This window comes from Synechococcus sp. CC9311, assembly GCF_000014585.1.
In the GTDB taxonomy this organism is placed as follows: Bacteria; Cyanobacteriota; Cyanobacteriia; order PCC-6307; family Cyanobiaceae; genus Synechococcus_C.
Genome location: NC_008319.1, coordinates 298422 through 310197, shown reverse-complemented (window position 1 = coordinate 310197; position 11776 = coordinate 298422). Strand labels below are relative to the sequence as shown.

Here is an 11776-nt window from a genome sequence, read left to right as displayed (position 1 = left end):
GGTCACCTAACAGGATCTTTTAGAAATCAATATTAGGCAGAAAAAAGCTGAAGGACACGGCGGTTAAGACCCTCAAGCGAGAGCCGGTTCCAAAGCAGGGGCATAGAGCGGAAACCGCTTGCAAAGATCACTGACTCGCTCCAAGCAACGCGCCTGAATGGCGTCATCTTCAGGGTTCTGAAGGCGATCAGCGATCACATCAGCAACCTCGTGGAAGGCCTTCTCGTCGAAGCCACGGGTGGTAAGGGCAGCAGTCCCCAAACGCAAACCACTCGTCACGAAGGGGGACTCAGGATCAAATGGAACCGTGTTCTTATTGGCCGTGATGTGCACATCACTCACCAAAAGATCAGCCACCTTTCCGGTCATCCCGATGCTGCGCAGATCCAAAAGCACCACATGGTTATCCGTACCACCACTCACCACATCAATCTTTCGCTCCTGAAGACGGGCTGCGAGGGCCTGAGCGTTGGCAACAACCTGACGGCTATAGGCTTTGAAGTCGGGCTGCAACGCTTCGCCGAAAGCCACAGCCTTGGCTGCAATCACGTGTTCAAGCGGACCACCTTGCGATCCAGGGAACACCGCCTTATCAAATCGACGCGCGAACTCTGCATCGCGACACAGGATCAAGCCACCACGGGGCCCGCGAAGAGTTTTATGCGTCGTGGTGGTCACAACATCACAGTGAGGGACTGGACTTGCATGAACCCCAGCCGCCACGAGGCCGGCGATATGGGCCATGTCTGCCAACAGGTACGCACCCACCTCATCCGCAATGGAACGGAACGCGGCAAAGTCAATCGAGCGCGGGTAAGCCGAGTATCCGCAAATGATCAGCTTGGGCTTGTGCTCGAGAGCCAGCTTGCGGATGGCCTCCATGTCGAGGCGCTGAGTCTCTTTATCCACGCCGTACTGGACCACGTTGAACCACTTGCCGCTGACATTCACCGGTGAGCCATGGGTGAGATGCCCCCCATGACTGAGGTCCATCCCAAGAATCGTGTCACCGGGCTGAAGCAAGGCAAGAAACACAGCAAAGTTCGCCTGAGCGCCGCTGTGGGGCTGAACATTCGCCCAAGCCGCACCGAAGAGTTGCTTGGCTCGTGTGATTGCCAATTCTTCAATGGCATCCACATGCTCGCAGCCGCCGTAGTAACGCTTGTGAGGCAACCCCTCGGCGTATTTATTCGTCAGAACCGAACCCTGAGCTTCCATCACCGCCTTGGAGGTGAAGTTCTCCGATGCGATCAACTCCAAATGCGTCTCCTGACGCATCTGCTCTTGATCGATCAAACCAGCAATGGCAGGGTCTGCAGCCTTCAGAGATGCATTAATTGGGGCTGCGGAACGGTCTGTCATGCGTTTCAAGTACCAATAGACGAATCGTAGGGAACAGGCCCCTTGCGAATACGAAGATTCAAAAAAAAACTGCCTTGTGGGCAGTTTTCAAAAACGCGCCTGGAGAGATTCGAACTCCCGACCCTCTGATCCGTAGTCAGATGCTCTAATCCGCTGAGCTACAAGCGCTTGGAAGCCACCATCTGACCGTATCAAGGCACCCTTCGTCAACCAACGGACAGCAACACGTCAAAATCAGTGCAGTTAAGAGGGTCATCCCATGCCGCTCCGCTGGTACGGGCCCGCCGATCCGAACAATGCCACGTACAGGCATTTCAACAGGGTGGTGAATTTTTGCCTCCACGCCGGGGGATTTGCCGCTGTCAATAGCGGACTTTGGTTTGTACAAGAGATGCGTCACCCCTGGAACCATCTCGACCTGTGGAGTGAAGCTTGGCTGGGAGTGTTGATTATTCACCTCCTGATCGTCATTCGACTCCGCCCTGGCAAAGACGCAGACGCTGACGAAAGTTGAGTCAGCATGTAATCAGCCGCTCCGATTCCACAACGATGACTCTGGACTCAGCTGATTTACGCGTACTCACCTCAACGCTGGCAGACCGTCTTTACATCCAGGTGGCTGGTTGGCATTTGTATTTAGGAGATGCCGGCTTAGCCGAAGCCCTTGCGATTGAGTGCAGCGCTCTCATCGACCAAGGCGCCGTTGTCGCCGCACGACAAGCACTGGAGGCCGTTCAAGTGCCAATAGGAGGTGGAAGTGCGCGCTTGCCGATGGCGCGTCTGTTGCCGTCCTCTCAACTTTCGGACCTTGAGGAGATTCTCGAAGGACACTGCCGATAAGGTTGAAACGTTGTTGGACTCTGCCGTGCTGATCATCGAGGTCACGAACGCCCGCGATGTGGTGCGGCAACGGATCGGACGCCTCGGCGAACGGTTGATTGGAAAGGTTGTCGATCCTGAAGCCCAGGTTGAGAAAGCACTCATCCAGGAAATGGAAACCGCCTTCCGCGACTTTGGGATTGAGGCGCGGATTCTGTCTGTCCAAGGGCCCCAGCTCGTTGGCCGACAACACCTCGAGTTACCGATCCAAGTGCGTGAAGACCGAGAGGTCCGACTCAGCGACGAATGAAGCGACGCGTCAGGCCTTGGCTGATCTCGCGTACCTCTTGAACGGAGAAAGCTTGCCCCAACGCCATAAACACCAAAACCCCCAATGATCCCGAGAGGCCGACCTGCAAGAGGCGGCCCACAAGATCAATAGGCCAACGCACCCCGTGGCTCATTCCCCAGGCCACGATCCCAGCGCCTACGGCTGCAACCGTTAAGCGCAATCCATCCAAACCCCACTTTTTTAAAGGCAATATTTTCAGGCGATGTTGCAAGGCCAACAACAGGGCTACGCAGGTCAGCACATTGATCAAGACGGTGGCAAGCACCAGACCCGCTGCTCCGAAATTGAAGGGAAGTTGAGCCCCCCAAGGCGTTGGACCACCCACCAAAGCCCAGTCGAACACCACATTGAGACCGATGCCGATGACCGACAGCCGAAAGGGGGTGGTGCCGTCACCCAAGGCGTAAAACACGCGCACCAAAACATCACGGCCGAGATAGGCCGGCATGCCAAGTCCATAGGCCATCAGCAAGCCAGTCACGAGCTCCACCGCACCTTGATTGAAAGCACCGCGTTCGTAGACCAAAGCCACAATTGGGGAGGCGAGGGCCAGAAACAAGGCACCAAGGGGAAGCATGGATGCCGTTGACAACATCAAACCCTGACGGATTCGAGCAATCAGCTCTGGACGATCTTGCGCAGCCGTGAGACGGGAAAAGGTTGGCAGCAGTGGCACCAATAACGCGTTGGAAATCAACCCCAGCGGCGTCTGAACCAACAGATTGGCGTAACCAAGCCCAGCCGCTGCTCCCAGCAAGCCCGAAGCGAAAAACAGATCGGTAAACACATTGATCTGCAACATTCCCGACGACAGGGTGGCCGGGCCCATCACCTGCCAAACCTCTTGAACCCCGGGATGGCGCCAATCCCAGGCGAGACGCAACTGAACCAGTCCCTGCTTCATCAGGGCAGGCAGCTGAAGAAGCCATTGCAGAAACGCACCGACCAGGGTGGATAACGCCAACACCACCCCTCCCCAGAGCGCGAGAGCGGGAGTTGAGATCTCGGATCCCGCCTGCCACCAGAGCAAACCGATCCCCACGATGAGAGCGAGGCTGGACATCAACGGCGAAATCGCCGGGATCCAGAACTCATCAGCAGCATTGAGCGATCCAAAGCCAAGGCCGATCAGACCAGCCAGTAGCGCCATTGGAGCCATCACTTGTAGTTGCACCGCGGCGATGCGATGCAATTCCGGACTAAGACCAGGGCCAACGAGCGTGATCAATGGATCAGCTGCCAACACGAGAACGATCGTTAACACCAGCAGCAGAGCGCTAACCATCGTGTTCAACGTGGCCAAAATGTGTGCTCCCTCCTCTCTGGGACGGCGGCTGAGCACGCTCACCATGGCGCTATGAAACGGCCCGTTGATCCCTCCCAACAGGATCAATAGGAATCCAGGAAGGACATAGGCGTAGTTGTACGCGTCATAGGCAGCACCCACCCCGAAGGCGGCCGCAATCACCAACTGACGCACTAGACCGCCAACCTTGCTCAACAACGTGCCGTAGGTCACGACTAAAGCAATGCGCTTGAGAGATCTCGCCATTCGTCGTCTCTTCACAGCCCTTCTGAGCGAGCATTCTCAACCCTCCGCCAGGCCACCATGGGCCGATTGAGCCAGCAGCCATGACCGGCACGTCGATCCTTCAATTTCCTGTCCTCAGCGAAGGTGTGCTCCTGAAGCGCTACAAACGCTTTCTGGCTGATGTGGAGCTCAAAGATGGACAAGTCGTCACCGTCCACTGTGCCAACACTGGGCCCATGAAAGGCGTGCTCCATCCCGGTGGGAGAGTCAGGGTCCGCCATGCCCCTTCCCCGAAGCGCAAGTTGGCTTGGACTTGGGAACAAGCTGAGATCCCAAGCAGCGACGGAACTCTCTGCTGGGCTGGCATTAATACGGCTTTGCCGAACAAACTGATTCGGGCCCTGATTGAAGCCGGTGGACTCAAAGACCAGCTCGGCCCGATCAAGACCATCCGCGCCGAAGTGCCCTATGGCCTCAATCGCAGAAGTCGCATTGACTTATTGCTTACCCCAGACGACAGCGCAGACGATCAACGCCCCATCTACGTCGAGGTGAAAAACACCACCTGGAGTCACGGCGATGTTGCGCTCTTCCCAGACACCGTCACGGAACGGGGCCAAAAACACCTGGAGGAACTTACGGCGCTCCTTCCTGATGCACGAGGTGTTTTGGTTCCCTGCCTGAGCCGTCCGGATGTCATCGCCTTCGCACCCGGGGACAGCGCAGATCCCCGCTACGGGGATCTGTTCAGACAGGCCATGGCAGCAGGGGTTGAAGTGCTGCCTTGCTGCTTCAGTTTTTATGAGGACCAGATCCAATGGGAGGGAGTCAGGACCGTTTGTCCTCGCCTGTAAAAAGCTCAAATCGTTGGGAAACGCACATTCGGTAGCAACAACGACTTAAAAAGTGTGCGCAGGCGAGCAGTTTTGGGAAGCGCAAAAGGACTTCAGCGTCCTGCCTCTCTTGCAGTCCTGCTTTCTTCTATGACAACTGCTTACGAGTCGCCCAACACGCGACGCAAATCTCGCCTCCAGGAGGCAAGTCTTTTGGAGGGCCCGATGCTCCTCCTTCAAAGCATTCGCGGTTTTAAAACCAATCGCTCACTCTTGTGGCTTGGCTGCGTGCCACTGGCCCTTTTCGGTCTTGGACTTTTCAACCTCTCGGCTCATGCCGCAGAGATGCCGGAACTCAATGCAGCGTTTTTAGCCAACAATCTTTGGCTGCTCGTAGCGACAATTCTGGTGATTTTCATGAACGCCGGTTTCGCCATGGTCGAAGCCGGAATGTGCCGCCAAAAGAATGCGGTCAATATTCTCGCTAAAAATCTGTTTGTTTTCGCGCTTGCAGTAACCGCCTACTGGTTCGTTGGCTATTCGTTGATGTATGGCAATGCCATTGCCGCTGGATGGCTCTATTTCAACGGGTTGTTTTTTGATCCAGCTGTTACGCCCGAACTGATTTCAGAAGCCGGCCTTGTTCCAAGTGTTGACTTCTTGTTTCAGGCTGCTTTCGCTGGAACAGCAGCAACCATCGTTTCAGGCCTCGTCGCTGAGCGCGTGAAATTTGGCGAATTCGTGGTGTTTTCGCTCATTCTCACTGCATTCATCTATCCCATTGCGGGTAGTTGGGAATGGAATGGAGGCTGGCTGAACTCCGTTGGTGACAAAGAATTTATCGATTTTGCTGGTTCATCCATTGTTCACTCCGTTGGAGCCTGGGCTGGACTGATTGGAGCCATGCTTCTTGGCCCTCGTATCGGCAAATTCATTGATGGCAAGCCTCAGGCGATCCCAGGCCACAACATGGCCATTGCCACTCTTGGTGCACTGATTCTTTGGATTGGCTGGTATGGATTCAACCCTGGTTCCCAGCTCGCCATGGATCAGTGGGTCCCTTACGTTGCTGTAACGACAACCTTGGCGGCGGCTGGTGGAGCGATCGGTGCCACCGTGATCTCAACCCTGACCTCCGGCAAGCCTGACCTGACCATGATCATCAACGGCATCCTTGCCGGCCTGGTGAGCATCACGGCAGGTTGCGGCAACCTCACCTTTGTTGGCTCCTGGGTTGCTGGTCTGATCGGCGGAATCATCGTTGTCTTTGCCGTATCAGCGCTTGACGCATCAGGCATTGACGATCCGGTTGGAGCCTTCTCAGTCCATGGCGTGTGTGGCGTCTGGGGAACTTTGGTGGTTGGTCTTTGGGGCTTTGACATCCAGGGGGATGGCTCTCCCCTCGGCTTGCTCGTCGGAGGTGGCATCAGCCAGCTCGGCATCCAAGCACTCGGTTGTGCGGCTTATGCCATTTGGACGATTGTGACCTGCTGGATTGCTTGGTCCGTGATCGGTGGTTTGTTCGGAGGCATCCGAGTCACCGAGAAGGAAGAAGTGGAAGGCCTGGATATTGGTGAGCACGGCATGGAGGCCTATCCAGATTTCGTCTCATCAGGCCGATAACCCTTTTCATTGGCAGCGTTTAATCTGCACTTCACCCTGTCCCATCCTGGGCCAGGGTTTTTTATTGGCATCTGCATTCAGTCGCTAGTGCCAGACAGCCCATAGAGTCGAACCACTGCCGTTACGAATATGGATACTCACGCCTTCAAACGCTCCCTTCATCACTCCGATCGCTACAACCGGCGAGGCTTCGGTCGAGCTGACGAGGTGGCTGGCAGTCTGGAACAGGCGTACCAAAGCAGCCTGATTGGTTCCATCCGAGACAACGGGTACAGCCTGACCCATGGCCGACTCAAGGTGCGCCTCGCCGAAGCGTTTGGATTTTGCTGGGGAGTGGAAAGGGCTGTCGCCATGGCTTACGAGACGCGACGTCACTACCCGCAAGAACGCATCTGGATCACCAACGAAATCATCCATAACCCCTCAGTGAATGACCACCTAAGAGAAATGGACGTGTTGTTCATCTCCGTGGAGGGTGGAGTGAAGGACTTTTCGGGCGTGGCAACGGGCGATGTGGTGATCCTTCCCGCTTTTGGCGCCACCGTTCAAGAGATGCAACTGCTCAATGAGCGTGGCTGTCACATTGTTGACACCACCTGTCCATGGGTTTCAAAGGTGTGGACGACGGTTGAGAAGCACAAGAAGCAATCCTTCACGTCGATCATTCACGGCAAGGTGAAACATGAAGAGACGCTTGCAACCAGCTCCTTTGCCGGAACGTATCTCGTCGTTCTCGATCTTGAGGAAGCCCGGCTTGTCGCTGATTACATTCTCGGCAAAGGCAATCGTGAATCATTTATGGAACGGTTCTCCAAGGCCTGTTCTCCAGGATTTGACCCCGATCGCGATCTCGAACATTTGGGTGTGGCCAACCAAACCACCATGCTCAAAAGTGAAACTGAAGAAATTGGACGCTTGTTTGAGCGCACCATGCTCAGCAAATACGGGCCAACGGATCTCAATGAGCATTTTTTAGCGTTCAACACCATCTGCGACGCCACCCAGGAGCGGCAGGACGCCATGTTCTCGCTCGTTGACGAAACTGTGGATCTAATGGTGGTGATTGGGGGCTACAACTCCTCCAACACCACCCATCTGCAAGAAATTGCAGTCAGCCGCGGGATCCGTTCCTTCCACATCGACACTCCAGAACGAATCCACACCGACAACTCGATCGAGCACAAGCCCCTTGGCGAAGAGCTCACAGTCGAAGAGTTATTCCTGCCCAGTGGGCCCGTAACCGTAGGGATCACCTCAGGGGCCTCCACCCCAGATCGAGTTGTGGAGCATGTCATCCAGAGACTGATCGCCCTGAGCGAAAACTGATCGCCAGCCCCCTTTACATTGGTTCATGATGGAGACTTTTCCAACCGGGGACCTGCACACGTGCTGCTCTTGACGAGACCCTCAACCGACACATTGCGCGGTAGCGATAGCCGTCAAGTTCGCTGCTATCGCAGTCAATTTCGCGATCGCATGGAGATGCGTGCCGACTTTCAAACCGTTGGTGCTTACCTCGATCGTCACGAAGGCTGGTTTCGACGATGCGCAACACCCATGGAGGTCACGTCCATTGACGAGCAGGCCTATGCCCTCACTCTCGGGCGATTTGGCAACTTCGGTTTTGAGGTGGAACCAACGATCGGATTGCGCCTCTTACCGCAGAACGCGGGCAATTATGCAATCTGTACGGTGCCTCTCAACAATCAAGATCCAGCCTTAGCTGATCTCTATGACGTTGACTTCCAAGCCAACCTCAGTCTTGAGGACAACAGCTCAAGCGACTCACCTGAAGAACTCACCGCTGTGAGCTGGGAACTTGACCTTTCGGTTTGGATTCACCTTCCCAAGATGATCACCCTGCTTCCTGATGGGCTGGTTCAGTCCAGCGGCGATCACCTCTTGCGCCAAATTGTGCGTCAAATTTCAAGGCGCCTCACCTGGAAAGTACAAGAAGATTTCCATGCCAGCCACGGGCTAACCTGCCCGCCGCGAAGGCGGGCAGCCTTTTGATCAAGATCAGCGGTTCACCCAGATTTTGTTCACAATCTGCATTCCGCTCACCGCCTGCCACAGGAACAAGGTGAGCATGCCCATGTTGAGGCCGACGTGAACTTTGCGGGCAATGACATTGCCCTTGCCATTGCCCTGCTGCATGAACGGAGCCAAAGCGGCCGCTAGGGCAATCATTCCGGTCATCGCTAAGCCAACGAGCAGATGGGGGCCCACGAACAACTTGCCGTTGTTGAGGTAAGTCACGGCCATACCTCCGATCATTCCGATCACCATCACCGCGAGGATCAGGCTTCCCCAGCGGTAATGACGCTGAGCAAATTTGCCCGGAAGTAGGGCCTTGCGCTGCTCTGGGGTACCTGTCCTCACCTTCTTGGCTTTGATGCCAAGAAACATCGAATAACCACCTGCGGCCAAGAGCACCCACATCATCAGAGGGTGCATGAAGCTGGCGGCAAAAGGCAAAGCTGGCAGGGTCATGGTTCAGTTCGTTGAGTGGACCAATAAAGCGAGATTAGGCGCCCGTCCTCTTAGTGAAGGAAATGACGGCGTCCGGTCAGCACCATGGCCAAACCGAGTTCATCGCAGGCTTTGATCGAGTCAGCATCCCGAAGGCTGCCGCCTGGATGGATAACGGCCTTAATACCATGGCTTGCGGCAAGGCGAACGGTGTCATCAAACGGGAAGAAACCATCACTCGCGAGCACAGCCCCCACTGCTTGCTCACCAGCAGCCTCTAAAGCAATTCTGGCAGAGCCAACTCGATTCATCTGACCAGCCCCAACTCCCAGGCTCTGCCCATCACGTGCGACCAAAATCGCATTCGAACGCACGTGACGTACAAGCTGCCAAGCAAATCTGAGATCAGCGGTTTCAGCCGTGGTGGGTTGACGCTGGCTCGCCACCGTCCAAGCGGAGGGATCGATCGGTTGATCGTCGAGATCCTGCACCAACACACCACCAAGAATGCTGCGCACATGATCTTTGGGGGCAGCATCAATCGCCTCAGGAGGCAACTCAAGCAGGCGGAGATTGCCTTTGGCCGCCAAAATCTCAAGCGCCTCTGAGCTGTACCCAGGCGCCACGACACACTCCAAAAACAAGCTGGTGAGCTCCTTAGCCGCAGGGCCATCAACCACCGCATTCAGGGCAACAATGCCGCCAAAGGCGCTGATTCGATCGCCATCGAGAGCTCTAGTGAGGGCTATGCCCACGCCATCACCCACAGCCACGCCACAGGGATTGGTGTGCTTCACCACCACCGCAGCCGCCTGCTGAGCGGGATGGAGGCCAGATGATCCATAACCAAACTCACGAACGGTGGCCAGGGCCGCTTCCAAATCGAGCAGATTATTGGTGCTGAGCGCCTTGCCTTGAAGCTGCTTGGCCCCCCCCCATCCCATGGGACTGCTAAACCAAGCCGCTTTCTGGTGCGGGTTCTCCCCGTAGCGCAACGTCTGCCGGAGCGGAAGCGCTTCAAGCCAAGGCAAAGCTTCTGCTGGAGCCGCGGCCTCAACATCAGGTTGCAGCTCAGGGCGGGATTGCATCCAGCGACTAATGGCGACGTCATACGCAGCCGTATGGGCAAAAGCCTCTAAGGCCAACTGCCGGCGCACATTGGCGTTCACGCCTCCAGCCGATCCAGACAGCGCTTTCAAAAACCTGTCGTACTGCTCAGGACTGGTGAGCACAGCGACATGGGCATGATTTTTCGCCGCAGATCGAACCATGGTGGGTCCGCCGATGTCGATGTTCTCAATGGCAGCGTCCCAACTCACATCTGGGGTTGCAACGGTTTCCCTAAACGGATAAAGGTTCACTACCACCACATCGATGGGATCAATCTGCTGTTCGAGGAGATCCGCCTCATGGGCTGGATCTCCTCGTCGCGCCAAGATTCCGCCATGGATTCGAGGGTGGAGGGTTTTAACGCGACCGCCAAGAATCTCAGGAGCACCGGTGTGGTCTGCCACTCGTGTGACAGGCAATCCAGCCTCTTGAAGCACTTTGGCGGTTCCACCGCTGGACAGCAGCTGATAGCCATGGAGCCGATGGAGAGCCTCAGCAAGGGGCACCACCCCCCGCTTATCAGACACGCTCAGCAAGGCAGTTGGAGCCATTACAGCAGGACGAAAGACAGGGCTTGAGCCAACCTACGCAGCAACCGCGCACTTGACGCCATGGCCGCCGATCTGCTCCGCCAACCTTCAACGAAGGCTCGGGCACGGCTGATTCTTCTTCACGGCTGGGGAGCCGATGCCGGCGACCTGATGCCACTGGGACAAGCGCTCGCCGAGACGATCGCGACACCACTGGAGCTTGTTGCACTGCAAGCTCCTCAACTCCAAACCCAAGGTTCAGGAAGACAGTGGTATGGCCTCTTCCCAGCCGACTGGGCCGCCGTTCCAGCAGCTGTTGAACGATTAAAAAAACGCATCAATAACCTTGGTTCAACGGAGATCCCACTGGAAGCAACGGTGCTTTTGGGCTTTTCTCAAGGAGGTGCCATGGCCATGGCTGCCGGCTGTGACTTGCCTCTCGCAGGATTAATCGCATGTAGTGCCTATCCCCATCCCAAATGGCAAGCCCCTCTGATTCGCCCCCCTGTGCTTCTTCTGCATGGACGGCAAGACGACGTCGTGCCGCATTCAGCGGCCTTAACGCTCAAAGAAGAGTTAGTGCAAAGCAATCAAACGTGTGACCTCTTCAGTTTCGACAATGGGCATGCCATCCCTGTTGAGGCGCAGGCTGAAATGAAAAAAGCCCTCAAGCGCTGGCTGGATCAACCAGCTCAGAGCGCTTGAGGGCTTCAGGGCTTTCCAATTCAGAACTGGAATCCAGAGCGGGAGGGGAAGGGAAAATCAGACGAAAGCGTATTCGTACTCTTCCATTTCCTCCCAGTCATCAGAAGCCAGGTCTAGGCCTTCGAAGATGACCTCTTCACCAACGTGATCAACGATCGAACGCAGGGACGGGAACAGAAAATGATTTTCCTCGGCGTACTGGGCACTAAAGAGTCCCTTTTCCCCCCAGAAAAAGCGATCTGTGGTGTGTTCGTTGCGGCGCACATTGACGAGGGCTGGAGGCATGAGAACGCCCTCGGCGATGTAGCGACGAGCCGCTGTTACAGGCTTGTGTTCACCAGTTTCGAGATGGTGAGTCGGCACATGCGCCAGCACACGCTGGCCAGCGAGGCGACGACGACTAATCCTCTTACGTTTTTTGGACATTGAGCAAAATCCC

At 55.9% G+C, this 11776-nt stretch carries 13 protein-coding genes and 1 tRNA gene; 8 read left to right on the top strand and 6 right to left on the bottom strand.

All coding sequences use genetic code 11. The features are described 5' to 3' along the window. Nucleotides 1-72 precede the first annotated feature (72 nt). The gene (gene glyA / locus SYNC_RS01445; protein ID WP_011618279.1) at nucleotides 73-1362 is read right to left on the bottom strand and encodes a serine hydroxymethyltransferase; all 1290 of its coding nucleotides are present in this window, start codon (nucleotides 1360-1362) and stop codon (nucleotides 73-75) included. 94 nt (nucleotides 1363-1456) lie between these two features. After that, nucleotides 1457-1530 (bottom strand) — tRNA-Arg (locus tag SYNC_RS01440). Between the two features lie 91 nt (nucleotides 1531-1621). Here SYNC_RS01440 and SYNC_RS01435 point away from each other — a divergent pair. Genes SYNC_RS01435 through SYNC_RS01425 form a run of 3 tightly spaced genes read left to right on the top strand, consistent with a single transcriptional unit; the run spans nucleotide 1622 to nucleotide 2491 of the window. Next, complete coding sequence (locus SYNC_RS01435) at nucleotides 1622-1876, top strand: hypothetical protein (RefSeq protein ID WP_011618278.1); 255 nt, start codon at nucleotides 1622-1624, stop codon at nucleotides 1874-1876. A gap of 35 nt (nucleotides 1877-1911) precedes the next feature. Next, complete coding sequence (locus SYNC_RS01430) at nucleotides 1912-2202, top strand: DUF3181 family protein (RefSeq protein ID WP_011618277.1); 291 nt, start codon at nucleotides 1912-1914, stop codon at nucleotides 2200-2202. A gap of 25 nt (nucleotides 2203-2227) precedes the next feature. Next, nucleotides 2228-2491 carry a hypothetical protein gene (locus SYNC_RS01425; RefSeq protein ID WP_041426851.1) on the top strand — a complete coding sequence of 88 codons (264 nt, stop codon included), beginning with the start codon at nucleotides 2228-2230 and terminating at the stop codon, nucleotides 2489-2491. Here the strand turns inward: SYNC_RS01425 and murJ are convergent. Beyond that, a complete protein-coding gene (gene murJ / locus SYNC_RS01420; protein ID WP_011618275.1) occupies nucleotides 2478-4085 on the bottom strand; it encodes a murein biosynthesis integral membrane protein MurJ in 1608 nt (535 codons plus the stop codon). The two genes, SYNC_RS01425 and murJ, sit on opposite strands and share 14 nt — an antisense overlap. Before the next feature lie 80 nt (nucleotides 4086-4165). On the opposite strand from murJ, the gene sfsA reads away from it, so the two are divergent. The 4 genes from sfsA to SYNC_RS01400 all read left to right on the top strand — a co-directional run bounded on the left by sfsA (nucleotide 4166) and on the right by SYNC_RS01400 (nucleotide 8533). Beyond that, the gene (gene sfsA / locus SYNC_RS01415; protein WP_011618274.1) at nucleotides 4166-4918 is read left to right on the top strand and encodes a DNA/RNA nuclease SfsA; all 753 of its coding nucleotides are present in this window, start codon (nucleotides 4166-4168) and stop codon (nucleotides 4916-4918) included. Nucleotides 4919-5047: 129 nt separating this feature from the next. Continuing rightward, nucleotides 5048-6520, top strand: a complete 1473-nt coding sequence (locus tag SYNC_RS01410) for an ammonium transporter (RefSeq protein WP_011618273.1) — start codon at nucleotides 5048-5050, stop codon at nucleotides 6518-6520. 129 nt (nucleotides 6521-6649) lie between these two features. Next, on the top strand, nucleotides 6650-7846 hold the full coding sequence (locus tag SYNC_RS01405; protein WP_011618272.1) for a 4-hydroxy-3-methylbut-2-enyl diphosphate reductase: 1197 nt from the start codon (nucleotides 6650-6652) through the stop codon (nucleotides 7844-7846). A gap of 60 nt (nucleotides 7847-7906) precedes the next feature. Further along, nucleotides 7907-8533 carry a DUF1997 domain-containing protein gene (locus SYNC_RS01400; RefSeq protein WP_011618271.1) on the top strand — a complete coding sequence of 209 codons (627 nt, stop codon included), beginning with the start codon at nucleotides 7907-7909 and terminating at the stop codon, nucleotides 8531-8533. A gap of 6 nt (nucleotides 8534-8539) precedes the next feature. On the opposite strand, the gene SYNC_RS01395 is transcribed toward SYNC_RS01400, so the two are convergent. After that, the gene (locus tag SYNC_RS01395) at nucleotides 8540-9013 is read right to left on the bottom strand and encodes a DUF4079 domain-containing protein (protein WP_011618270.1); all 474 of its coding nucleotides are present in this window, start codon (nucleotides 9011-9013) and stop codon (nucleotides 8540-8542) included. Nucleotides 9014-9063: 50 nt separating this feature from the next. Further along, nucleotides 9064-10653 carry a bifunctional phosphoribosylaminoimidazolecarboxamide formyltransferase/IMP cyclohydrolase gene (gene purH, locus SYNC_RS01390; RefSeq protein ID WP_011618269.1) on the bottom strand — a complete coding sequence of 530 codons (1590 nt, stop codon included), beginning with the start codon at nucleotides 10651-10653 and terminating at the stop codon, nucleotides 9064-9066. Between the two features lie 60 nt (nucleotides 10654-10713). Between purH and SYNC_RS01385 the strand changes: the two genes are divergently transcribed. Beyond that, entirely contained in the window at nucleotides 10714-11337 is a 624-nt protein-coding gene (locus SYNC_RS01385) for an alpha/beta hydrolase (protein WP_011618268.1), read from the top strand. 57 nt (nucleotides 11338-11394) lie between these two features. On the opposite strand, the gene SYNC_RS01380 is transcribed toward SYNC_RS01385, so the two are convergent. Next, on the bottom strand, nucleotides 11395-11763 hold the full coding sequence (locus tag SYNC_RS01380) for a DUF3155 domain-containing protein (RefSeq protein ID WP_006853701.1): 369 nt from the start codon (nucleotides 11761-11763) through the stop codon (nucleotides 11395-11397). Nucleotides 11764-11776 lie beyond the last annotated feature (13 nt).